The following is a 22,262-nucleotide window of genomic DNA, read 5'->3' as shown; positions in this document are numbered from 1 at the left end:
GGTGCGGCGCACCGTCCTCCGTCCGGCCTCAGCCGGTGATCAGACCGGGGTCGCTGACGCCCGGCTCGCCGTTCTCGACATGGCCGGCGAACCGGCGCAGGAACGTCTTGTCGGTGTCGGAGGTGACCGTCAGGTCGTACCAGCGCTTGCCGGCCCGCAGGTCGATCGGGCGCTCGACGGTGGCGCCCGCACGGACCGGGAAGGTCTCCCGCGCGCCGCCGTAGGCGTTGGCGACGGTGAGGTGCACGTCCCTGGTGCCGGGGTTGGTCAGCTTGAGGACGATCCGGCCGGCGGTGGCGTCATGACGGGCGGTCACCTCGGGTCCGGTCTTCTTGCCCTCGCCCTTGAAGGTGCGCAGGAAGCCGTTGGGGCCGAAGACCGACAGGTCGTAGACGTCCTTGGAGTAGGCGGTGTTCCAGGTGTCGGATATCTTCTTGCCGGCCTCCGTGGTGTACGTCCACGGGCCGTCGGTGCGGTTGCCCGCGGTGACGGTGAAGCAGGCACCGGCCTTGTCGCCGGCGCTGAAGGTCAGCGTGAAGCGGCCCTCGGCCGGGGCGGCCGAGCCGTCGACCAGCGGCGCGTACGGCAGCGGGCGGGCGGGGCGGGAGCCCGGCTCCTGCTTGGGCAGCACCGGGTTGGCCGGCGGCTTGGGCACATAGCTGTCGTGCCGGTTCTTGTCGGGCGGCTGGTAGCCGTCGGTGTCCGGGAGCGCGGCCGGCTTGGTGTTCTCCAGGGAGAAGTCGAAGGCCGAGGTCAGATCGCCGCAGATGGCGCGCCGCCAGGGCGAGATGTTCGGCTCGTGCACCCCGAAGCGGCGCTCCAGGAACCGGATGATGGAGGTGTGGTCGAAGGTCTCGGAGCAGACGAAGCCGCCGGTGCTCCAGGGGGAGACGACCAGCATCGGGACGCGCTGACCGAGGCCGTAGGGGCCGGCGGAGAACTTGGCGTCGCCGGAGAAGTAGTCGAGCGAGGTGTCCACGGTCGACTTGCCCCGGTCGGCGGAGGCCGGCGAGAACGGCGGGAGGACGTGGTCGAAGTAGCCGTCGTTCTCGTCGTAGGTGATGAACAGGGCGGTCTTGCTCCACACCTCGGGGTTGGAGGTGAGCGCGTCCAGCACCTGCGAGACGTACCAGGCGCCGTAGTTCGCCGGCCAGTTGGGGTGCTCGGAGAAGGCCTCGGGGGCGGCGATCCAGGAGACCTGGGGGAGCTTGCCGGCCTTGACGTCGGCCTTGAGCAGGTCGAAGTAGCCGTCGCCCTGCTTGGCGTTGGTGCCGGTGCGGGCCTTGTCGTAGAGCGGGTCGCCGGCCTTGGCGTCGCGGTACTGGTTGAAGAACAGCAGCGAGTTGTCGCCGTAGTTGCCGCGGTAGGCGTCCTCGATCCAGCCCCACTTGCCGTCGGCGTCCAGGCCGTCGCCGATGTCCTGGTAGACCTTCCAGGAGATCCCGGCCTTCTCCAGCCGCTCCGGGTACGTCGTCCAGCTGTAGCCGGCCTCCGCATTGTCCAGGACCGGGCCGCCGCCCGAGCCGTCGTTGCCGACGTGGCCCGAGAACATGTAGTAGCGGTTGGGGTCGGTGGCCCCCATGAACGAGCAGTGGTAGGCGTCGCAGACGGTGAAGGCGTCGGCGAGCGCGTAGTGGAACGGGATGTCCTTACGGGTCAGGTGGGCCATCGTGCCGGTGCCCTTGGCCGGGATCCAGCTGTCGTACTTGCCGTCGTTCCAGGCCTTGTGGCCGCCCGCCCACTCGTGGTCGAGGCCCGCGATGAACTGCATGCCGAGGTCGTCGGCGTCCGGGTGGTAGGGCAGCACGTCCTTGCCGCCGTCGGGCTGGTGCCAGACCGACTTGCCGCTCTCCAGGGTGAGCGGGCGGGGGTCGCCGAAGCCGCGGACGCCCTTCAGCGAGCCGAAGTAATGATCGAAGGAACGGTTCTCCTGCATGAGGATCACGACATGCTCGATGTCGTTGACGGAGCCGGTGCGCCGCTTGGCGGGGATGGCCGCGGCACGGGCGATGCTGCTGGAGAGCGCCGAGACGCCGGCGGTGGCGCCGGCGATCTGGAGGAAACGCCGTCGATTCAGTTCAGGCATGGGACTGGGAACCTCTTCGAAAGTGCGGGAGTTCGCGATGTGTGGGGGTGGGTGGTTGCGCGGATGTGGAGTGTTGATCAAACAACGGTCAACAGAGTGTTCCAAGAGGAACGAGCGGTAGGGAAGAGGGGGTGTCCCTGGTGTGACACATCGCGGTACGCAGGACGAAATCCCCGGCCGGGGCGCCGGGCACCATCAGACGTGGAACAATTCGGGCAAGGAGCGTGTGATGGTCCGCAATCACCACCAGAGCAGGGATGCCGGCGCAAGATCGGCGCCCGGTGGGACCGTCGCGCCGGGCAACGCCGCGCAGGCGGAGGCCTGGAACGGCGCGGACGGGGAGTTCTGGACCCGGCAGCAGGACCGCACCGAGCGGCGGTTTCGCCACCTGACTCCGCACCTGCTGACGGCGGCCGGGCTGCGGCCGGAGAGCCGGGTGGTGGACATCGGGTGCGGCGCCGGTGGTACGACCCTGGCCGCCGCGCGGATCGCGACCGGGGGCTCGGTGCTCGGGGTCGACCTGTCGGGGCAGATGCTGGCGGCGGCCCGGGGTCGGGCGGCCGCCGCCGGGCTGCGGCAGGTGACCTTCGCGCAGGCCGATGCGCAGGTGTACGCCTTCCGGCAGGGTGACTTCGACCTCGCGATCAGCCGCTTCGGGGTGATGTTCTTCGCGGACCCGGCGGCGGCGTTCGCCCGTATCGCCGGGGCCCTGCGCCCCAGGGGCCGGCTGGCGTTCCTGTGCTGGCGCGGGCTGCCGGAGAACCCGTACCTCTCCGTGCCGTTCGGCGCGCTGGCGCCGTATGTGCAGCTTCCGGACCTCGGGGCACCGGGCGCTCCCGGGCCGTTCTCCCTGGAGGACGCCGACCGGATCAGGGCGTTGCTGGCCGGCGCAGGCTTCCAGCGGATCGCGGTGCGCGCCGTCGACGAGCCGCTGTGGATGGGCGCCGATCCGGACGATGTGGTGGCCTCGCTGCTGGAGATGCCGATGAGCAGGGCGATGTTCGAGGGGATCGGTGCGGAGCGGCGGGACGAGGCGCTGGCCGCCCTGCGCGGCGCCCTGGCCGGCCACCAGGGCCCGGACGGCGTGCTGCTCGGCGGTGCCGCGTGGCTGGTGACCGCAGTGCGGCCATGACGGTACGTCAAGGGCGGTTCGCAGTAGGCGGGTTGGCCAGTGGCCGCCGGTACGCCCGAGGCCGGGCGGACCGGGCGGCCACCGGACGGCTCAGCCCGGCACCACCTCCGGCGCCCGGGGCGACCGGGCGAGCCGGCCGGTACGGTGCAGTCCGTGGAGCGCGGCGCTGCAGGCCAGCCCCAGCGCCGGCAGGGCGAGCCAGGGCAGGGCGGGCAGACCGGCGGCGCGGGAGGCGTCCAGCGCGGCACCGGTGAGCAGATTCCCCAGGGTGATGCCGATGCCGCAGAGGGTGTTGTAGAGCCCGTAGTGGGTGGCGACCAGGCGGTCCCCGGAGAGCCGGACGATGGTGTCCATCTCGAACGGGTAGGTGATCATCGTGCCGACGGCGAGCAGCAGGGCGCTCAGCGCCGGCGGGACGACCGCGAGCGCCCAGCGGCCCGGGCCACCGTCCGGCACCGGCAGCGCACCGGCCACCAGCAGCGGCACAAAGGCCAGGCCCATGGTCAGCACCCCCCGTGCGAGGGCGCGCCCGGCCGGCATCCGGGCCCTGCACCAGCGGGTGACCCGGGTCTGGCCCAGGATCGTGCTCAGCCCGGACACCGCGAACAGCACCGCCACCGCCGCCGTGCCGAACGTCCCCTCGCCGCCCAGCCGCCGCACCTCCAGCGGCAGCGCCAGATAGACCTGGAAGGAGAGCACGTACGAGCCGGTCATGGCCGCGGAGAACAGCAGGAACGGCCGGTTGGCCAGCACCCCCCGCCACTGGGACAGCACACCGGTCCGCCGGTCGGCGCCGTCCGTCCGCTCCGCGCCGTCCGCCCGGGACGGCAGCGCCCTGATCTGCACCAGGCTCAGCAGCGCGAAGACGCCCGCGGCCACCAGGCAGGTGACCCGGAAGCCGATGCCGGTCAGCACCATGCCGACCAGCGGGCCGAGCAGGATCCCCGCCTGGTAGAAGACGTTGAACAGCGCGAAGGCCTCCAGCCTGCGCTCCCCGGCCGCGGCCGCCAGATACGCCCGCACCGCCGGGTTGAAGAGCGCGCCGGCCAGCCCGGTGGCCGCGGACGCCGCCAGCAGCGCGGGCAGCGAGTCCACCAGGCCGAGCGTGGCGAACCCGGCCGTACGCAGCAGGCACCCGGCGACGATCAGCGGCTTGTAGCCGAACCGGTCGGCGAGGGTGCCGCCGACCAGGAACATCCCCTGCTGGCTGAAGTTGCGCACGCCCAGCACCAGTCCGACCAGCCAGCCGGCCAGGCCCAGCGTCCCGGACAGATGCGCCGCCAGGTACGGCATCAGCATGTAGAAGCCGAGGTTGATGGTGAACTGATTGACCATCAGCAGCTGGACGCTGCGCTCGTAGGACCGCACCTGGGTCAGCTGCCCCCTCATCGGGCCACCTCCGGTGCGCGCCCGGCGGGGGCCGGTGCGGCGTCGGCGGAGGGACCATCCGCCGTCCCGGCCGGCCGGCCGAGCGGATCGACGACCCGGGCGCAGCGGCTCCAGGTGGTCACCTCCCGCTCCCCCGGGTGGCTCAGGACCTGCGGCGCCTCGGCCGGCGGGGCGTCGAGCAGGCCGTGGGCGGCGCAGTACTCGTCGTCGTACACGGTGCCGAGATAGCGCTGCGGGCCGTCGGGGAAGACGGCCGCGATACGGGTGCTCGGCGGGCTGGTGCGGGCCAGCCAGCCGGCCACCAGCGCGACCGCGCCGACGCTCCAGCCGCCGGTGGCGTAGTGCGAGGACGCCAGCCGGCGGCAGGTCCACACCGCTTCGCCCGGCGCGACCCAGTGGACCTCGCTGAACTGGTCGTAGGCGACGTTGCGCGGATAGATGCTGGAGCCCAGGCCGCGCATCAGCCGGCTGCGGGCGGGCTGCCCGAAGATGGTCGAGCCGATGGTGTCGACGCCGACCAGCCGCAGCTCCGGGTAGAGCTGGCGCAGCACCCGGGACACGCCGGCGGAGTGCCCGCCGGTGCCCACGCTGCACACCAGGACGTCGATATGGCCCAGTTGGGAGGCGAGTTCCAGGGCCAGCGGGAGGTAGGCGGTGGTGTTGTCGGGGTTGTTGTACTGGTCGGGGCACCAGGAGCCGGGATGTCCGGCGAGCAGCTGCGCGACCCGGTCGCGGCGGGCCTGCTGCCAGCCACCGGTCGGATGCGGTGCGGACACCACCTCGACCTGGGCTCCGTAGGCGGTCAGCAGCCGGGTCATGGCGGGCTCCAGTCCGGGGTCGGCGACCAGGCTGACCGGGTGGCCGTGCACCATCCCGGCGAGCGCCAGGCCGAGGCCGAGGGTCCCGCTGGTGGACTCGATGATCCGCGCACCGGGCCGCAACTCCCCGCGGGCGCGGGCGCGTTCGACCATGTGCAGACCGGGCCGGTCCTTGATGCCGCCCGGGTTGCGGCCTTCGAGCTTGGCCCAGAAGCCGCGGCCGGGCGGGGTCAGCGGCTCGGAGAGGTACAGGACGGGGGTGTTGCCGACCAGGCCGGGGATGCCAAAGGAGCGGTCCCGGACCGCGGGTGCGGGGACCGGGCTCGCGACCGGGGCGCCCGGGATGCCGGAGGATCCGGAGCCGGCGGCGGTGGGAGTCGTGTGCATGAGCTGCTCTCGTTCGGTGCGAAGGGCTGGGACGCTCGTTCCGCGTCGGTCGCACGGGCGCGGTCGGGCGCGCCGGCGGGCGACGGAAGCGGCCGCGGGCTCCTATATCCGGCACCGGCAGAGGGCGGCGAGGGTGGACCGGCCGCTGTGCGCGCGGCCGGGCGGCACGCCCGGTCTACGGGCGGCGTCCGACCGGCCGGGCGGTACCAGCACCGCGCCCCCGGTGGTGGGTCCGCCGCCCTGCCCGTCCGACGCCGGCCGCCCCTGCGGGAGGTGTCCGGACGGTCCGGGTGCGCAGGCGGCGGGGTGCCCGTCGTCGTGGTGGGTGACGGGCGCGGCCGTGGGGCCGGGCTGCTGGGGTGCGAAGGCCACCGGGACGGCCGGACGGTGGTGCCCGTCGGCGTCGTCGGAGCACGGGAAGAGCGCCAGCAGCAGGCCGAGGGCGAGCAGCGGCAGTAACGGCAACGGCGGTACGGGGCAAGGGGGACGGCGATACGGGGTGCGGGCGGGCACGGGTCCTCCGGGTGTCCGCCGCCGCGTCGCGGCGCGGCGCGCGGCGAACGCGGGCGCGGACGGACGGCATCAGCAGGGGGGCTCCGGAATGGCCGGAATCCACGGGGTGTCCCGTTGGCCTCTGTGAACACGGAGGCCAACGGGACAGCGCTCTACACCTGCTGGACGGGGGAACCCGTGGCGCTATGCAGCGGCGGGCGGACGGCAGCGGCGCCCACGGCGGAGCCGCACCGGACCGAGGACGGGGTGGGCCGGAGGGCGCCGCCCGGTACGGCGCGGACGCAGGGGGCGGCCAGCGCGCCGCCCTGTTGCGGCGGGGCCGAGACGCACAGCTCGTGGGAGTGCGACGGGGACCGGTCCGGGTGCCCTGCGCACCCGCTGTCGTCGGGGACGAGCGGGCCACCGGCGGCGGGGGCCGCGGCGCGGGAGTCCATGCCCCGGGGGTCCAGGCCCTTGGCGTGCAGGGCACGGGATTTCACGGCCGTGGCGTCCGTGGCCCCGTGGCCCGTGGCGGCGGGGGCCGCGGCGGCGGCCGGCAGCGAACTCACCAGATGCCCCTCGGCGCTCTCCGCCCGCGCACCGTGCGCGAGCAGCACCCCGAGCAGCAGCGTGGCCAGCCACAGCAGGCGGAACGGGACCGCTGAACCGCGGTTCCGGGTCCTGCCGTTGCCCGACCGAGCCGTTGCCATGGCGCGATCGTAACCGCGGCCGGCCGCCCTGCCGGGCATCCCCTGCCGGAGCCGTCGGATATCGGCCCCGACGGCGCGCCGCGCGAGGGTGGCGTCACCACCACGTGACGGTGCGCCAGATGCAGGGGCAGGGGCAGGGGCAGGCGACGGTGTGCCAGGTACCGGTGTCAGGCGAAGGACACCGCGGCCGCCGCCGGGGCGGGGTCGCCGGCGACGGCCGGGGCCACGGGCTCGACGAGCGGCTCGGCCGGGAGGACCGGCGGCACCGCCGGCTCCCCCTTGGCGTCCGGGACGCTGCGCGGCGGGGTGCGGCCGGTGAGCGGGGTCTTGCGGGCGGCCTCGACCCGCCGGGTGAACCAGATGACCTTGCCGTCCGGGGTGCCGCAGGTGCCCCAACTGTCGCTCAGCGCCGCCACCTTGACCAGTCCGCCGCCGGCGGCACTGGACAGCTTCGGCAGCCGGGGGCCCTCGTCGGCCACGGAGGCCGTGAGGTGGCGGCCGGACCAGCGGAGTTCGACGACGCAGCGGGCGTCCGGACCGATGTGGCGATGGACGTTGGTCAGGAGTTCCGCCACTCCCCGGCACACCGGCTCGATATGGAGCTCAAGATGCCAGTACCGCAGGTGCGCGGCGAGGATCCGCCGGATCTGCGGCACGCGCTCCGCCGAAGCGTGCAATTCGACCGTGTAGTGCCGATCGCTGGGAAGTGTCATGTCGTGGCTCCTCACCGCGAGGCTCACGCCCTTCACCTCGTTGGACCAACGAACCCCGAAACACGAAGAGTGAGCATCTATCACGTATGGGTCATTTGTCATGGTGACCCGGCGTCGCGACATCCGCAACTGATCTTGAGCCGCCGGAGTCCCGTGCGCTCGCCCGACTCCGGTGGTCCCCGGCGCCTCACAGGTGCGCCAGGAGCTTGTCCGGGGTGAGCGGCAGGTCGCGCAGCCGGACGCCGGTGGCGTGCCGGACGGCGTTGGCGATCGCCGCCGCGGTGCCGACGATGCCGATCTCCCCGATGCCCTTGCTGCCCATCGGGTTGAGGTGCCGGTCCTCCTCGTCGAGCCAGTACGCCTCGATCCGCGGGACGTCGGCGCACGCCGGCACGTGATAGGAGGCCAGATCGCACTCCGCGAAGTCGCCGAAGGCGGGGTCCAGACCGCTGCCCTCCGTCAGCGCCATGCCCAGTCCCATCGTCATCCCGCCGATGAACTGGGAGCGCGCCGTACGGGAGTTGAGGATCCGTCCGGCCGCGTAGACCCCCGTCATACGGCGCACCCGGACCTCGCCGGTGACGGTGTCGACCTGGACCTCGGCGAAGGTGGCGCCGAAGGCGTGCCGGGCGTACGGGGAGCGCTCGGACGTCTCCTGGCGGGTGTCCGCGGTGACCGTGAAACCGTCCTCGGGGAGGGGCCCCACATGGTCCCGCAGCCGGGCCCGCAGCGCCGTGCACGCCTTGTGGACCGCCCAGCCCCAGGACCCGCTGCCGGCCGAGCCGCCGGCCAGCATCGCGGGCGGCAGGTCGCTGCTGCCGATCACGACCCGGACCCGCTCCTCGGGCACGCCCAGCGCGGCGGCGGCGACCTGGGCGAGGACGGTGCGGGCGCCGGTGCCGATGTCGGTGGCGTTGATGCGGACCGTGAGGCCGCCGTCGGCACCGGCGTGCGCCTCGGCCGCGGAGGCGGCGAGGTAGACGGGGTAGGTGGCCGAGGCGACGCCGGTGCCCACCAGCAGGTCGCCCTCGCGCCGTACGCCCGGCCGCGGGTCGCGCGGCTGCCAGCCGAAGCGCTCGGCGCCCTCCCGCAGACAGCCCACGAGGTGCCGACTGCTGAAGGCGCGACCACTGTCCGGCTCGGTGTCCGGCTCGTTGCGCATCCGCAGTTCGACGGGGTCGATGTCCAGCAGGACGGCGAGTTCGTCGACGGCGGACTCCAGGGCGTACATCCCCGGGGCCTCGCCGGGCGCCCGCATCCACGAGGGGGCCGGTACGTCGAGGGGGACCACGCGGTGGGTGGTGTGGCTGTGCGGCGAGGTGTACATGATGCGGCCGGGCACCGCACCCTGCTCCACGAACTCGGTGAGCGTGGAGGTGTAGGTGAGGCACTCGTGCGCGAAGGCCGTGATGACGCCGTCCGTGCCCGCGCCGATGCGGATCCGCTGGAGGGTGGCGGCGCGGTGGCCGACGACCGCGGGCATCTGGCGGCGGGGCAGGGCGAGTTTGACCGGCCGTCCGGTGTGCCGGGCGGCCATCGCGGCGAGCACGACCTGTGGACGCGGGGTGCCCTTGGAGCCGAACCCGCCACCGACGTGCTCGGAGACGGCGGTGACCTCGTCCTCGTCCAGGGTGAACAGCGCGGCGAGGTCCTCACAGACCTTGGTGGACCCCTGGCTCGTGTCGTACACGGTGAGCCGGCCGTCGCTCCACCAGGCGGTCGAGGCGTGCGGCTCCATGGGGTGGTTGTGCAGCGGCGGGACGGAGTAGGTCGCGTCGACGGTGGCCGGGGCGTCGGTGAAGGCCCGCGCGAAGTCGCCGCGGTCCCGGGTCGCTGGGTAGCCGCCGTTGACCCGCTCCGGCTCGTACCGCCCCGGATGCCCGGGGTGCAGCCGTACGTCGTGGCCGTCGGTCTCGTAGCGGACGTGCACCGCCGCGGCGGCGGCGCGCGCGGTCTCCAGGCTGTCGGCGACGGCGAGCGCGACGTACCAGCCGCGGTGCGGGACCCGGTCGTTCTGGAGCACCAGCAGGGTGGGGTCGTCGACGGCGGCGAGGCGGGGCGCGTTCTCATGGGTGAGCACCGCGAGGACACCGGGCAGCGCGAGGGCCTCGGCGGTGTCCACGGCGGCGACCCGGCCGCGGGCCACGGTCGCCGGCACCGGCCAGGCGTAGGCGCAGCCCGGCGGGGTGTGCTCGGCCGCGTAGCGGGCGGTCCCGGTGACCTTCTCGCGGCCCTCCCGGCGGACGAGGGGCGCGCCCACCGGGTACGGGGGTGGACCTTGCGGGAACTGGGAGGTCATGGTGCGAGTCCTTGGGGTGGGGCCGGGGGCGGTTCCTCGGGGCGGATCCGGGGACGGCTTCTCGGGGCGGGGGCGGTCAGGTGGGGCGGGACGGGCCCGGGGTGTGCTGGGCGGCCTCCGCCAGGCCGGTCAGCACCTCGACGGCGAGGTTGCGGGCGAGCGGCACCTTGAAGCCGTTGTCGCGCAGCGGGCGGGCGGCAGCGAGTTCGGCCTCGGCGGCACGGGCGAAGGTGTCCTTCGTGGCGGGCGCGCCGGTGAGCACCTCCTCGGCCGCGCGGGCGCGCCACGGCCGGTGTGCCAGCCCGCCGAACGCCAACGCGGCGCTCACCACGGTGCCGTCCCGGACGTCGAGCACGGCGCCGACCGAGACCAGCGCGAAGGCGAACGAGGCGCGGTCGCGGGCCTTCCGGTAGCGCGAGCGCGCTCCGGCGTCCAGCGGGGGAAGCTGCACGGCCGTGAGCAACTCACCGGGCCGGATCACGGTGTCCTGCTCCGGGTGGTCGTCCGGCAGGCGGTGGAAGTCGGTGGCCGGCACGCTCCGTTCACCGTCCGGGCCGTGCAGGTGGACGGTGGCGTCGAGGGCGGCCAGCGCGACCGCCAGGTCCGAGGGCTGGGTGGCGACGCAGTGCTCGGAGTGGCCCAGCACGGCGAGGTCGCGGTGGACGCCGTCACGGGCCGGGCAGCCGCTCCCCGGGGCGCGCTTGTTGCAGGGCTTGGAGGTGTCCTGGAAGTACAGACAGCGGGTGCGCTGGAGCAGATTGCCGCCGGTGGTGGCGGTGTTGCGGAGCTGTCCGGAGGCGCCGGCCAGCAGCGCCTGGGACAGCACCGGGTAGCGCTCGCGCACCGGAACGGCCGCGGCGAGGTCGCTGTTGCGGACCATGGCGCCGATCCGCAGGCCGCCGTCCGGCAGCTCCTCGATGCGGTCCAGGGGCAGCTGGGTGACATCGATGAGCAGCCGCGGGGTCTCCACGCCCAGCTTCATCAGGTCGACGAGGTTGGTCCCGCCGGCCAGGAACCGGGCGCCCGGCTGCCCGTCGGCGGCCCGTACCGCCTCCTCGACGCTGCCCGCGCGCAGGTATCCGAACGGCTTCACCACGCCACCCCCTCGTCCGTGGGACAGCCGGCCGCGGCCCGGTCGCGGACCTCCGCGTCGGCGTCCGCGACCGCTTCGACGATCCGGGGGTAGGCGCCGCAGCGGCACAGGTTGCCGCTCATCCGCTCGCGGATCTCGTCCGCGGTGAGCTCCACCGGGGCTCCGGCGGGTGTGGCGGGCGGGGTGACGTGGGACGGGAAGCCGTCGGCGGCCTCCGCCAGCACGCCGAGGGCCGAGCAGATCTGGCCGGGGGTGCAGTAGCCGCACTGGAGGGCGTCGCGTTCCAGGAAGGCCTCCTGGAGGGGGTGCAGCCGGTCGTCTTCGGCCAGGCCCTCGACGGTGGTGATCCGTCGCCCCTGCTGCGCCACGGCCAGCAGCAGACAGCTGTTGGCGCGCCGGCCGTCGACGAGCACCGTGCAGGCGCCGCACTGGCCGTGGTCACAGCCCTTCTTGGCGCCGGTGAGGCCGAGGTGCTCGCGGAGCACGTCCAGCACCGTGGTGCGGTGGTCCAGGGTCAGTGCGTACGGGGTGCCGTTGAGGTGCAGCACCAGCTCGGAGTGGTGCTCGGCGGCCGGCGGCGCTCCAGCGACGTCGGCCGGTCGGTCGGTGGGCTCCACTGGCTCCTGCCTTTCCGATGCGGGTCGTGGGCTGTGTATCCCGTTCCCCCACCCCCACCGCGCCGGCCCGTGGGCTGTCTCCCGTTCGCCCCCACTGCGCCGGCTCGTGGCCCGGTACGCCGTTGCGGCCCGGGTCAGCGGGTCTCCAGGCGCAGTTCGACCTCCTTCTCCTGGTCGCCGGCGGCCATGCCGAGGAGACGGACGGCGAAGGCCGGCTCCAGGCCCTTGCACAGTTGGTCGACCGCCCAGTAGCCGCCCTGGAGGCTGACGATGACGGGCGCGGTCAGCCGCCGGGGCTCGGCCTCGGCCTTGAGCTCGCTCACGTCGAAGGTCGAGGTCCACACGGTGGCTCCCGGCCCGGCCATCTCCTCCGGTACGTCGTCGGCGGCCCGGTCGGAGGCGAAGGAGGTGCTCAGCGCGCTGAAGACGGCGTGTGCGTCCTGTGCCGCACAGCTCTCCAGCTCCACGACCACCTCGGCCGATACGTGTTCCGCATGTGACGCCTGATCCGCGCTGTTCACTGTGGGGGCCTTCCTCTGCGGGCCTTCCTCCGGGCCGGTCGTATCCAGGCTCGCCCGACGGCCCGGTGTGTGCGACCCGAGGCTCGAACGAGTGGTTTGAACGGGCGCACCCTTGCGGCGCCACGCCGGATCATTACTCTGAGTAGTCAGAGCGGGCTTTCCGTAATCACCGCTGATCACGGCAGCGCCGAAGGCTCCGATCGCGCCCTCGACCACAGCCCGCTCACCCACCGCAGCACGCCCGCCACCACCCGAGGAGCACCCCTTGAGCAGCGGCACCATCGACCAGCGGACCACCGGCTACTCCCTGCGCCACGCGCTGTGTCTGGCGCGCGCCTCCGAGCTCGCGTACCAGGATGAGAAGACCATCGAGGACACCGCCCGCACCTGGGGATTCGACCGGGTCCGCCACCATCACACGACGTTCCGCCCGCCCTTCCCCCTGGAGGACACCCAGGCGTACACCCTCGGCGGGGAGAACATGATCATCACCGCGTTCCGGGGCACCGAGCCGGCGAACCTGCGCGACTGGCTGTCGGACGCCACCACGCCGCCGCGCCCGGGCCCCGGCGGCACGGGATACGTCCACCACGGCTTCGGCGAGGCGCTGGACAGCGTCTGGCCGCAGGTGCGCGCCGCCCTCGACGGATTCCGCGACAACGGCCAGACGGTGTGGTTCACCGGCCACAGCCTCGGCGGCGCACTGGCGATGCTCGCCGGCGCCCGGCTGCACTTCGAGGAGCCGTTCGTCACGGCCACCGGTGTGTACACCTTCGGCCAGCCGCGTACCTGCGACCGGCAGCTGTCACAGGCGTTCAACACGGCCTACGCCGACCGGATGTACCGCTTCGTCAACAACAACGACATCGTGCCCCAGCTGCCGACGGAGCCCTTCCACCATGTCTCCGCACTGCGCTACATCGACTCCCGGGGCGCCATTCACCCCACCATGCCGGTGATCAGTGGCCTGGTGGACCATGCCAAGGGCTACACCGCCGATGTGCTCGCGCCCGCCTCCGACGGCGTCCGCGACCACTTCATGGGCGCCTACCTCAACGCGCTGGAGAAGAACCAGAACTGACCGGCCGGGTGACGTCGACCGCGGCGAGTTCCGGCCGCGCCCGCTCTCCCCCCAGCCCTGCCTCTCCTCGCCACCGTCCGCGCCTCACCTCCGCGCCTCGCCTCCGCCCCTGCCCCTCCTCCGGCCCTACCTCCTGCGGCTCCGCCTCCCCTCCCGCGCTGCCCCACTCCGGCCCGCCCCTCCTCCCGCCGGACTCTCCTCCAGCCCGCCCGGCCTCTCCTCGCCCACCGCCGGCCGTGGCCGGTTCCAGCCCTGGCCGGTTCCAGCCCTGGCCGGCTGCGGCCGTGCCGGCCCACGGGGACACGCCTCGCTGCGCCGTCCGGACCCACATCGTTGCCAGGGGCATCGACCTGGGCGGATCATCCGATGGGATCCGACGGATCCGAGGGGGACGTCGTACGCGCGTACGACGTCCCCGGACGACCGCACACGGACGATGCGAGGAGACCCACCGTGGGAGCAGCCACCGTCAGCGGCCACTGCGCACCGGGCTTCGCCGGCGTGCGGGAGGCGTTCGAGCGCAACTTCAGCGAGCACGGCGAGGTCGGCGCGGCGGTCGCGGTGACCGTGGACGGCGAGACCGTGGTCGACCTGTGGGGCGGGCACGCGGACGCCGCCCGCACCCGCGCCTGGGAGCGCGACACCCTGGTCAATGTCTACTCGACATCCAAGGGGATGACCGCGCTGTGCGCCCATCTCCTCGTCGACCGCGGCGAGTTGGACCTCGATGCGCCGGTCGCGCGCTACTGGCCGGAGTTCGCCCGGGCCGGCAAGGAGGACATCCCGGTCCGCTGGCTGCTGAGCCACCGCGCCGGCCTGATCGCGCCCCGCGAGCCGCTGCCGGCGGGGTGCGCCTACGACTGGGACGCGGTGTGCGCCACCCTGGCGGCCACTGCACCCTGGTGGGAACCAGGCACCGCGCAGGGCTACCACGCGGTGACCTTCGGCTACCTCGTCGGTGAGGTCGTCCGGCGGATCACCGGGCGGTCCCTGGGGGCGTTCCTGCGCAGCGAGATCACCGGGCCGCTGGGCGCCCGGGTGTTCATCGGCACCCCCGCCGAGGAGCACGCGTCCTGTGCGGACATGGTCGGGCAGCTGGACGAGGCGCGGCTCGCCGAGCAGTTCCCCGGCGCGCCCCGGCCGCCGTTCCGGTCCCTCGCCGACCATCCGCTGGCCGTGGTGATGCTGGCCCTGACGTCCATCCCGACCGGCGACGTCAACAGCGCCGCCTACCGCGCGGCGGAGATCCCGGCGGGCAATGCGCACGCCTCGGCCCACGGCCTGGCGACGGTGTACGGCGCGCTGGCGTGCGGCGGGCTCGTCGGGCCGACCACACTTGCGGCGATGCGGCGGCTGCAGACCCGCCCCGGCGAGCCCGACCTGACCATCGACGCACTGGGCCCGACGGGCGCGGGGCTCCAGTGGAGCCTCGGCTACATGCTCAACCACCGGGGCCAGGCCGGGCCCAACCCGCGGGCCTTCGGACACGGCGGCGCCGGCGGCTCGTACGCCTTCGCCGACCCGGAGAACCGAGTGTCGTACGCGTACGCCATGAACAGGTACGGCGGGGGTACGACCGGCGAGGATCCGCGAAGCAGCAACCTGGTCGCCGCGGTGTACCGGGCACTGCCGGGGACCGGGCGCTGACCGCGGCCCGGGTCCACCAGGGCTGGCGACGGCCGACCACTGCTGGCGGCGGCCGACCGCTGGGGCGACCGGGCCCCGGCCGCCGCCGGGACCGGCCGGGGCCCGGTCGGAAATCCGGCCCCGCGGGCGCCGGGGCACAGCGCCATAATGGAAGGTGCGGCAGGCAACCGGCCCCGGTGCAGCGCGGCGGGTCCGGGGAGAGGGCGTGGTGACCATGGAACGGGACACCGAGACGGTTCACGAGGCGTATGCGTTCGTCTGTCTGCACTGCGGACACGGCTGGGAAGAGGAGTACGAGATCCGGCACACCACGGATCTGTCCGGCCATCGGCGTGCCGACTACTTCGCCCACGGCGTCCGGGTCGCCTCCCCGCTGACCCGCGCCGACTGCCCCTCCTGCAACCTCGGCCCGATCCGGATCCTGCGCCCCGGGCGGGTGAACTCCACCCGGCCGTATCTGGCCTGACCCGGCGGCACGCCTCGCGGGGCGCTCACCAGCCGGTGTAGAGCAGGTGGTTGAGGAGCAGCGCCAGCGCCGTCTGCGCGGCCAGCCAGCGGCGGTGGCGGGCCACCGGCAGCAGCGCGCAGGCCGCCAGCAGCCACCAGGCGAAGGGCAGCCAGATCCGTTCGGTCTCCGCCTTGCTCATGCCGGAGAGGTCGGCGATCAGCAGGGCGGCCAGCGCGGCCAGGACCAGGACGACCAGCCGGCCGACCGGGTCGGTGTGGGGCCCGGCGGAGGGGCGCAACTGCCGCACCGCGGCGGGCGCCGCCAGGGCGGTGTGCCGCAGACCGGCGACGGTGGCCAGGCCGGTGATCAGCACGGTGCAGGCGAGGTTGCCCCAGATCCAGTACGCGTACGGGCGGACCGAGGCGGCGCCCTGGTAGTAGCGCTCGACCAGCAGCCGGTACCCCTCCCACCAGGAGAAGCCGGCGAGGGTGAAGGCCAGCGCGACGGCCGCCGCCCCGGCCACCAGGTAGGGCAGCGGGCGCGCGGTCCGCGCGAGCCACAGCACCGCCGCGGCGATCAGCACGATCAGGGTGAGTCCGTAGGACAGGTAGCAGGTCAGGCCGAGGAGGAGCCCGGCGGCCAGGGCGGCGGCCGCGGGGCTGGGGGTGCGGCGGGTGGCGGCGAGGGCGAGCAGCGCCAGGGCCCAGGCCGCGACGGCGGCGAAGTACCCGTCCGCGGAGGTGCCCACCCAGACCGCGGCCGGGGCCACCACCAGGAACGGCGCGGCCCGGCGGGCCAGGGACTCGTCGGTCAGGGCGCGCAGGGCGATCAGGACCGCGGCCACGGCGGTGGTGCCGGTGGTCAGGCACCAGGCGCCGGCCCAGCCACCGCCGCCCAGGCCGATGCGGTCCAGTCCCACGAAGGTGAGCACCGCGGCCGGCGGGTGCCCCGCGACATGGGCGGGCCAGTGGTCCGGCGCGTTGTTGAGGATGTGGCCGGTGAATCCGCGCAGCGCCGGCCCCAGGTCGTCGAAGCGGCGGATGACGGTCAGGTACTCGTACATGGTGGTGAGGCGGCGGGCGACCCCGGTCTGCCAGCCGTCGATGAGGGCCAGTGACCAGGTCCAGGCCAGCGACGCGGCCCATGCGGCAACGAGCAGCGCGCGCCAGGGCAGCCGGGCGGCGAGGGCCGGCCCGTAGAGGACCACCAGGGCGGCCACCAGAAGCGCGGCGGGGGTCCCGGGCCCCACGTGGGGGAACCACGAGGCGTACAACGGCGGCCAGTTGACGTGCAGGCTGCCGTTGGCGTGCTGGATGACGGTGCCGACGACGGCGGCCAGCACGACGAGCAGGGCACCGGCCGCGGCGGCCAGCAGGTCGGCGCGGTCGGACGCGCGCTGTTCGGGGGTCGCGCGGGGCGCCGCACCGGCGGGGGTTTCGGAGGTCGGTCGCGGAGTCACACCGGCACGCTAGGCCGCCGGGGGCACCGCCGGACGCCGCCGATCCGCTGACGTCAGCGTTTCGTCATGGGTCGTCACCCCTCGGCGGCCCCGGACGCGCCTACCGTTCGCGGCATGGCTGCACACCGCCTCACTCCCCCGACCTCGCCCTCGTTCTGGCGCAGTCCGCTGCGCGGCCCACGGCTGACCGCACTGCTCGGCGCCGTGCTGCTGGCCGGCATCACGCTGCTGTTCGTGACCGGTCTGCTGTCGTACGCCGCGTACAACCCGGACCTGGCCGGCGGCGTCAACGACAAGACCCCCAGCAAGGGACTGCTGGGCTTCTACCTCTTCGACTGGCCGACCGGCCCCTACTGGCTCTACCGGGTCACCCAGGGCCTGCACGTCACCGTCGGCGTCGCGCTGGTGCCGGTGCTGCTGGCGAAGCTGTGGTCGGTGGTCCCGAAGCTGTTCACCCTGCCGCCGGCCCGGTCCCTGGGGCACGCACTGGAGCGGCTGTCCTTGCTGCTGCTGGTGGGCGGGGCGCTCTTCGAGTTCGTCACCGGCCTGCTCAACATCCAGCTGGAGTACGTCTTCCCCGGTTCGTTCTATCCGCTGCACTTCTACGGCGCGTGGGTGTTCATCGGCGCGTTCGCCGCCCATGTGGCGCTCCGGATGCCGCGGACCGTACGGGCGCTGCGGGAGCGGACCGACCCCACGGCGGACGCGGACGACACCGGGCTGGTCGCCGTCCGCCCGGCCCCGCCGACGGTGACCCGGCGCGGCGCGCTGGGCCTGGTCGGCGCCGGGTCGCTGGTGCTGCTGGTGACGACCGCCGGCCAGAGCATCGGCGGCCGGTGGCGTCGTACGGCGCTGCTGGCGCCGCACGGGGGCCGCGATCCGGGCAGCGGCCCGAACGGCTTCCAGATCAACAAGTCGGCCGCGGTGCTCGGGGTCAGGGCCCAGGACACCGGCGAGGACTGGCGGCTGACGGTCGAGGGCGGCGGGCGGCGGGCGGTGCTCGGGCGGGCCGAGCTGCTGGCGCTGCCGCAGCACACCGCGGCGCTGCCGATCGCCTGTGTGGAGGGCTGGTCGACCGACGACCAGCGGTGGAGCGGGGTACCGCTGCGGGACCTCGCGGCGCTGGTGGGGCTCGGCGACCGGCCGCCCGGTGTGCTGGTGGAGTCGCTGCAGTTGCACGGCGCGTTCCGCCGGGCCGCGCTGCGCGACAACCAGGTGCGCGATCCCCGGTCGCTGTTGGCACTGCGGGTGGGCGGCGCCGAGCTCTCCCTCGACCACGGCTATCCGGCGCGGATCATCGTCCCGGGGGCGCCCGGGGTGCTCAACACCAAGTGGGTGTCGCGGTTGACGTTCGGGGAGTGGTGACGGTGCGCAAGCGGTGGTGTGCAGGAGCCCGGCGCATGCGGCAGGGGTGGCGTGCAGGAGCCCGGCGAGTGCGGCAGGGGTGGAGTGAAGGAGCCCGGCGAGTGCGGCAGGGGTGGGGTGAAGGAGTGGGGCGGGTACGGCAGTTGGCGGTCCGTCAGCACTGGTACGGCGAGGGTCCGCTGCATCTGGTGCTGATGCTCGCCTCGTTCGCGCTGGCCGGGTACGCCGGGGTGCGGCTGCTGGCCGGCGGTCAGTGGCCGCTGGTCGTGGTCTGGTTCGTCGGAGCGGCGCTGCTGCACGATCTGGTGCTGCTGCCGCTGTACGCCCTCGCCGACCGGGCGCTGGCCCGGTACACCGCGGGCAGCGCCCGGCAACGGGCCTGGACCGGGTACGTCCGGGTCCCGGCCGCGCTGTCCGGGCTGCTGCTGTTGGTGTGGTTCCCGCTGATCGCGGGCTCGACCGGGGGCGACTCGGCGGCACACTACGAGGCGGTGACCGGGCTGCCCGCCGGGGTGTTCCTGCCCCGCTGGCTGCTGGTCACCGCGGCGTTGTTCGCGGCGTCCGCCCTGTGGCTGCTGCTGCGTACGCTCCGACCGCGCGGCGGGCGGGGAGCGCGGGACGCTGCCGCAGGGCGACGAAGCACCGCTCGTCGGCGCCCGGGGGCCGGTCCGTCGGGCCGGTGACGGTCCACCGCTCGGCGGGCGTCCAGCCGGTGGCGGCGGCGTGCTCCAGCAGGGCCCGGGTGCCGACCCGGGCCCAGGGGAAGGGCTCGCCCGCCGCGCAGTGGCCGCCGTGCGGGGCACGGTACCCGCCGTCGACCTGGACCTGGACCCGCTCATCGATGTCCACCGGGACCGTCTCCACCAGGAGCAGACCGCCTCGGTCGACCAGTTGGGCCGCCCGGGCGAGCAGGGCGCGCGGGTCGCCGCCGATCCCGATGTTCCCGTCGAGGAGCAGCGCGGTGCCCCACCTCCCCTCGTCCGGGAGGGGGTCGAAGACCGAGCGATGCAGCGCGGCGCCCCCGCTCGCGAGGGTACGGGCCACCGCTGCCGGGCTGAGGTCGATGCCGAGGGCCCGCCGGCCCTGTGCGGTCAGCGCCGCGACCAGCCGTCCGGGGCCGCAGCCGATGTCGAGGACGGTGCCCTCGCAGCGGCGCAGCGCGGAGCGGTCGGCCGCGTCCGGCCCGGCGCACCAGCGCTCCACCTCCAGCGGCAGCAGCCAGCCGTCGCTGCGGCGCAGGAAGAGCGGGCCGCGGCCGCTGCGGAGGGCATCGGCGTAGGGGTCGGCGCCCCAGGAGGCACGGGTCGTGGGCGATACGGCGGAGGTCATCGGCGGGCGCCCTGACGCAGCCGGGCGAGGGTGGCGGCGAACCGGCCGCCGGGCACGGTGGCCGCGACCCGCTCGGCGTCGGCGGCGGTGTCGACGTCGCACAGCGGCGGCAGTTCGCGCACCCGCAGGCCGGCGGCGGTCAGCCGGTCGTGCTGGGCGGCGCCGGTGCGCGAGGTGGACATCGGGACGCCGCGCAGCAGCCGGGGGTCGGGCGTGGCCAGGCCGAGCGCCCAGAACCCGCCGTCCTCGGCCCGGCCGAGCCAGGCGTCGCAGTCGTCCCAGGCGCCGGGGGCCAGGGCGGGGGCCAGGAGCCGCGCGGTGACCTGGGGGGTGTCCATGCCGATGAGCAGCGTCGGTCCGGTGCTGCCGGCGAAGGCGGCGGCCAGCCGCTCGTCGAGGCCACCGGGGCACTGCGGCCGGACGTCGAAGCCGGCCGGCAGCCAGCCCCCCGGCCGGCCGTCGAGGACCACCACCCGCCGCCGGGCGGGCATGGCGCGGACGGCCTGGAGGGTGTCGTACAGCGCGGCCTCGGCCAGCTCGGCGGCCTCGGCGGGGGTGTAGGGCGGGGTGAGCCGGGTCTTGACCCGGCCGGGCAGCGGTTCCTTGGCGATGACCAGGACCGTCGTCGGACCGGCAGCCGGCCGCTGGGCGCGTGCTTCGGGCTCGGTCATCGGGGTGTCGGCTCCTGCGTTCGGGGGGCGATCGGCGGCTGGTTGAGGACGGTGCGCATGTCCCGGACCGCCTGCCAGGTGCCGCGCCAGGTCCCGGTGACCTTGGAGCGGCCGGTGCGCGGCCGGTAGGGCACCTCGCGCTCCTCGATGCGCCAGCCGGCGTCGGCGGCCCGGACGACCATCTGTAGGGGGTAGCCGCTGCGGCGGTCGGTGAGGCCGAGTTCGAGGAGCGCGGTGCGCCGGGCGGCGCGCAGCGGGCCGAGGTCGTGCAGCCGCAGTCCGGTGCGCCGGCGCAGCATCCGGGCCAGCGCGAGGTTGCCGGCCCGGGCGTGCGGCGGCCAGGCGCCGCGCCCTTCGGGACGGCGGCGGCCCAGCACCAGGTCGGACGCGCCGTCACGGACCGCGCGGACGAACGGGGTGAGCAGCGCCGGGTCGAGTGAGGCGTCGCAGTCGCAGAAGCAGACGATGTCGGCGTCGGCGGCCAGCAGTCCGGCGTGACAGGCGGCGCCGAAACCGCGGCGCGACTCGTGCACGACGGTGGCGCCGAGGCCACGGGCGATCTCGGCGGAGCCGTCGGTGGAGCCGTTGTCCACGACGATCGCCCGCCAGTCGCGCGGGATCCGCGCCAGTACCCAGGGCAGCGCGGCGGCCTCGTTCAGACAGGGCAGGACGACGTCCACCGGGGCGGGAGGGACGGCTGCGGGGCGGGCAACGGCCGGGCGGGCGACGGCGGTCGCCCGCCCCACAGCACCGGCCGGGGCAGCAGGACCGGTCAGAGCAGCCGGGCCGACCTGGGCAGCCGGGGCGGTCGGGCCGTTCGGGTCGGCCGTCGGGCGCATCTCCTCGCGCGCGAACTCCGTCATTCCCGCGGTGAATCCGATCTCCGCCCGCCAGCCGAGGTCCTCGGCGATCCGCTGCGAGGACGCGGTGATGTGCCGTACGTCGCCCAGCCGGTACTCCCCCGTCACCACCGGCGCCGGCCCGCCGTACGCCGCCGCCAGGGCGCGGGCCATCTCGCCGACCGTGTGCGGCCGCCCGCTGCCGGTGTTGTACGCGGTCAGGGTGCCCGCCGCCCGGTCCGGCAGGGCCTCCAGGGCCACCGCGTTGGCCGCCGCGACATCGCGGACATGGACGAAGTCCCGCCGCTGACCGCCGTCTTCGTAGACGGTCGGCGGCTCGCCTCGGGCCAGCGCCGAGCGGAAGAGGGCGGCGACCCCCGCGTAGGGGGTGTCGCGCGGCATCCCGGGGCCGTAGACGTTGTGGTAGCGCAGGGCGACGGCCCGGCCGCCGGTCGCCCGCGCCCAGGAGGCGGCCAGGTGCTCCTGGGCGAGCTTGGTGGTGGCGTACACGTTGCGGGGGTCGGTGGGGGCGTCCTCGCCGACCAGGCCCGGGCGCAACGGAGCGGCGCAGTGCGGGCAGGGCGGCTCGAACCGCCCGGCGTCCAGGTCGGCGGCGGCCCGCGGTCCGGGGCGCACGACCCCGTGCCGGGGGCAGGTGTAGCGCCCCTCGCCGTAGACCACCATCGAGCCGGCGAGCACCAGGTCGTGGACTCCGGCCTCGGCCATCGCGGCCAACAGGACGGCGGTGCCCAGGTCGTTGCAGCCGACGTAGTCGGGCGCGTCCGCGAAGTCCTTGCCGAGGCCGACCATCGCCGCCTGGTGGCAGACCGCGTGGACACCGGTGAGGGCTTCGGCAACGGCCGCCCGGTCCCGTACGTCGGCGACGATCCGGCGCTCCCCCGGGCGGTCCGGCGGCGGTTCCCGATGGGCCGAGGGCAACAGGGCGTCGAGGACGACGGGCTCGTGCCCGCGGGCGGCGAGCGCCGCGACGACCTGCGATCCGATGAATCCGGCACCGCCGGTGACCAATACGCGCATGCCGGTCACGCTAAGCGCGATCCGGCCTTCCGGCGCGCGGTGCGGCCGTCGCGTCATGGCTCCGTAAGGTCCGGCGGTTTCGATGACCGATTGATCACCATGGCCACAGCAATTCGGTAACAGGGCCA

19 protein-coding genes and 2 pseudogenes are annotated in these 22,262 nt (G+C 74.5%); 6 read left to right on the top strand and 15 right to left on the bottom strand.

What is annotated here, in order from left to right:
- Positions 1-28: 28 nt before the first annotated feature.
- Positions 29-2,086: a phosphocholine-specific phospholipase C gene (locus AB0G84_RS28550; protein WP_361326764.1), complete on the bottom strand. Its 2,058-nt coding sequence runs from the start codon at positions 2,084-2,086 to the stop codon at positions 29-31.
- A 229-nt stretch (positions 2,087-2,315) separates the two neighbouring features.
- Between AB0G84_RS28550 and AB0G84_RS28545 the strand changes: the two genes are divergently transcribed.
- Positions 2,316-3,218 (top strand): class I SAM-dependent methyltransferase, encoded by a 903-nt coding sequence (locus AB0G84_RS28545; protein WP_361326761.1) that lies wholly within the window; start codon positions 2,316-2,318, stop codon positions 3,216-3,218.
- A 90-nt stretch (positions 3,219-3,308) separates the two neighbouring features.
- Here AB0G84_RS28545 and AB0G84_RS28540 read toward each other — a convergent pair whose 3' ends face one another.
- From AB0G84_RS28540 to AB0G84_RS28500, 9 genes are all read right to left on the bottom strand, one after another.
- Positions 3,309-4,607, bottom strand: a complete 1,299-nt coding sequence (locus tag AB0G84_RS28540) for an MFS transporter (protein WP_361326758.1) — start codon at positions 4,605-4,607, stop codon at positions 3,309-3,311.
- Positions 4,604-5,812 (bottom strand): PLP-dependent cysteine synthase family protein, encoded by a 1,209-nt coding sequence (locus tag AB0G84_RS28535; protein WP_361326755.1) that lies wholly within the window; start codon positions 5,810-5,812, stop codon positions 4,604-4,606. Before AB0G84_RS28535 ends, AB0G84_RS28540 begins: the two co-directional genes overlap by 4 nt.
- 102 nt (positions 5,813-5,914) lie before the next feature.
- Positions 5,915-6,277, bottom strand: a complete 363-nt coding sequence (locus tag AB0G84_RS28530; protein WP_361326752.1) for a hypothetical protein — start codon at positions 6,275-6,277, stop codon at positions 5,915-5,917.
- Positions 6,278-6,477: 200 nt separating this feature from the next.
- Positions 6,478-7,014 (bottom strand): hypothetical protein, encoded by a 537-nt coding sequence (locus AB0G84_RS28525; RefSeq protein ID WP_361326749.1) that lies wholly within the window; start codon positions 7,012-7,014, stop codon positions 6,478-6,480.
- Between the two features lie 167 nt (positions 7,015-7,181).
- Positions 7,182-7,727, bottom strand: a complete 546-nt coding sequence (locus AB0G84_RS28520) for an ATP-binding protein (RefSeq protein WP_361326746.1) — start codon at positions 7,725-7,727, stop codon at positions 7,182-7,184.
- Positions 7,728-7,914: 187 nt separating this feature from the next.
- Positions 7,915-10,026 carry a xanthine dehydrogenase family protein molybdopterin-binding subunit gene (locus AB0G84_RS28515; RefSeq protein WP_361326743.1) on the bottom strand — a complete coding sequence of 704 codons (2,112 nt, stop codon included), beginning with the start codon at positions 10,024-10,026 and terminating at the stop codon, positions 7,915-7,917.
- Between the two features lie 76 nt (positions 10,027-10,102).
- Entirely contained in the window at positions 10,103-11,119 is a 1,017-nt protein-coding gene (locus AB0G84_RS28510; RefSeq protein ID WP_361326940.1) for a xanthine dehydrogenase family protein subunit M, read from the bottom strand.
- Positions 11,116-11,670, bottom strand: a complete 555-nt coding sequence (locus AB0G84_RS28505) for a 2Fe-2S iron-sulfur cluster-binding protein (RefSeq protein ID WP_361326937.1) — start codon at positions 11,668-11,670, stop codon at positions 11,116-11,118. Before AB0G84_RS28505 ends, AB0G84_RS28510 begins: the two co-directional genes overlap by 4 nt.
- Positions 11,671-11,870: 200 nt before the next feature.
- Positions 11,871-12,257, bottom strand: a complete 387-nt coding sequence (locus tag AB0G84_RS28500; RefSeq protein WP_361326740.1) for a hypothetical protein — start codon at positions 12,255-12,257, stop codon at positions 11,871-11,873.
- A 265-nt stretch (positions 12,258-12,522) separates the two neighbouring features.
- On the opposite strand from AB0G84_RS28500, the gene AB0G84_RS28495 reads away from it, so the two are divergent.
- From AB0G84_RS28495 to AB0G84_RS28485, 3 genes are all read left to right on the top strand, one after another.
- Positions 12,523-13,338 carry a lipase family protein gene (locus AB0G84_RS28495; protein WP_361326737.1) on the top strand — a complete coding sequence of 272 codons (816 nt, stop codon included), beginning with the start codon at positions 12,523-12,525 and terminating at the stop codon, positions 13,336-13,338.
- A gap of 453 nt (positions 13,339-13,791) precedes the next feature.
- Positions 13,792-14,985 (top strand): serine hydrolase domain-containing protein, encoded by a 1,194-nt coding sequence (locus tag AB0G84_RS28490; protein ID WP_361326734.1) that lies wholly within the window; start codon positions 13,792-13,794, stop codon positions 14,983-14,985.
- A 214-nt stretch (positions 14,986-15,199) separates the two neighbouring features.
- Positions 15,200-15,451, top strand: coding sequence for a hypothetical protein (locus AB0G84_RS28485; protein WP_361326934.1), 252 nt, complete (start codon positions 15,200-15,202; stop codon positions 15,449-15,451).
- A gap of 25 nt (positions 15,452-15,476) precedes the next feature.
- On the opposite strand, the gene AB0G84_RS28480 is transcribed toward AB0G84_RS28485, so the two are convergent.
- Entirely contained in the window at positions 15,477-16,808 is a 1,332-nt protein-coding gene (locus tag AB0G84_RS28480) for a hypothetical protein (RefSeq protein WP_361326932.1), read from the bottom strand.
- 198 nt (positions 16,809-17,006) lie between these two features.
- Between AB0G84_RS28480 and AB0G84_RS28475 the strand changes: the two genes are divergently transcribed.
- Complete coding sequence (locus AB0G84_RS28475) at positions 17,007-18,257, top strand: molybdopterin-dependent oxidoreductase (protein ID WP_361326731.1); 1,251 nt, start codon at positions 17,007-17,009, stop codon at positions 18,255-18,257.
- Positions 18,258-18,451: 194 nt separating this feature from the next.
- The gene (locus AB0G84_RS28470; RefSeq protein WP_361326929.1) at positions 18,452-18,940 is read left to right on the top strand and encodes a hypothetical protein; all 489 of its coding nucleotides are present in this window, start codon (positions 18,452-18,454) and stop codon (positions 18,938-18,940) included.
- Positions 18,941-19,097: 157 nt separating this feature from the next.
- Here the strand turns inward: AB0G84_RS28470 and AB0G84_RS28465 are convergent.
- The 4 genes and pseudogenes from AB0G84_RS28465 to AB0G84_RS28450 form a co-directional block, all read right to left on the bottom strand.
- A pseudogene (locus tag AB0G84_RS28465) lies at positions 19,098-19,586 on the bottom strand (methyltransferase domain-containing protein); the annotation flags it as partial.
- Positions 19,583-20,257 carry a DUF2064 domain-containing protein gene (locus AB0G84_RS28460; RefSeq protein ID WP_361326728.1) on the bottom strand — a complete coding sequence of 225 codons (675 nt, stop codon included), beginning with the start codon at positions 20,255-20,257 and terminating at the stop codon, positions 19,583-19,585. The gene AB0G84_RS28460 and the pseudogene AB0G84_RS28465, both read right to left, overlap by 4 nt.
- Positions 20,254-21,096 carry a glycosyltransferase family 2 protein gene (locus AB0G84_RS28455; RefSeq protein WP_361326926.1) on the bottom strand — a complete coding sequence of 281 codons (843 nt, stop codon included), beginning with the start codon at positions 21,094-21,096 and terminating at the stop codon, positions 20,254-20,256. Before AB0G84_RS28455 ends, AB0G84_RS28460 begins: the two co-directional genes overlap by 4 nt.
- Positions 21,076-22,134, bottom strand: a pseudogene (locus AB0G84_RS28450) (NAD-dependent epimerase/dehydratase family protein); the annotation flags it as partial. The pseudogene AB0G84_RS28450 and the gene AB0G84_RS28455, both read right to left, overlap by 21 nt.
- Positions 22,135-22,262 lie beyond the last annotated feature (128 nt).

It is taken from the genome of Streptomyces sp. NPDC020742, assembly GCF_040641675.1.
In the GTDB taxonomy this organism is placed as follows: domain Bacteria; phylum Actinomycetota; class Actinomycetes; order Streptomycetales; family Streptomycetaceae; genus Streptomyces.
This window is presented reverse-complemented; position numbering and strand designations above follow the sequence as displayed.

Bases quoted from the DNA above. Each gene is read 5' to 3' on its own strand.
- AB0G84_RS28460 (WP_361326728.1), bottom strand. From the start codon at position 20,257: ATGACCGAGCCCGAAGCACGCGCCCAGCGGCCGGCTGCCGGTCCGACG.
- AB0G84_RS28470 (WP_361326929.1), top strand. From the start codon at position 18,452: ATGCTCGCCTCGTTCGCGCTGGCCGGGTACGCCGGGGTGCGGCTGCTG.
- AB0G84_RS28540 (WP_361326758.1), bottom strand. From the start codon at position 4,607: ATGAGGGGGCAGCTGACCCAGGTGCGGTCCTACGAGCGCAGCGTCCAG.
- AB0G84_RS28485 (WP_361326934.1), top strand. From the start codon at position 15,200: ATGGAACGGGACACCGAGACGGTTCACGAGGCGTATGCGTTCGTCTGT.
- AB0G84_RS28550 (WP_361326764.1), bottom strand. From the start codon at position 2,086: ATGCCTGAACTGAATCGACGGCGTTTCCTCCAGATCGCCGGCGCCACC.
- AB0G84_RS28525 (WP_361326749.1), bottom strand. From the start codon at position 7,014: ATGGCAACGGCTCGGTCGGGCAACGGCAGGACCCGGAACCGCGGTTCA.
- AB0G84_RS28455 (WP_361326926.1), bottom strand. From the start codon at position 21,096: ATGCGCCCGACGGCCGACCCGAACGGCCCGACCGCCCCGGCTGCCCAG.
- AB0G84_RS28475 (WP_361326731.1), top strand. From the start codon at position 17,007: ATGGCTGCACACCGCCTCACTCCCCCGACCTCGCCCTCGTTCTGGCGC.
- AB0G84_RS28520 (WP_361326746.1), bottom strand. From the start codon at position 7,727: ATGACACTTCCCAGCGATCGGCACTACACGGTCGAATTGCACGCTTCG.
- AB0G84_RS28545 (WP_361326761.1), top strand. From the start codon at position 2,316: ATGGTCCGCAATCACCACCAGAGCAGGGATGCCGGCGCAAGATCGGCG.
- AB0G84_RS28515 (WP_361326743.1), bottom strand. From the start codon at position 10,026: ATGACCTCCCAGTTCCCGCAAGGTCCACCCCCGTACCCGGTGGGCGCG.
- AB0G84_RS28535 (WP_361326755.1), bottom strand. From the start codon at position 5,812: ATGCACACGACTCCCACCGCCGCCGGCTCCGGATCCTCCGGCATCCCG.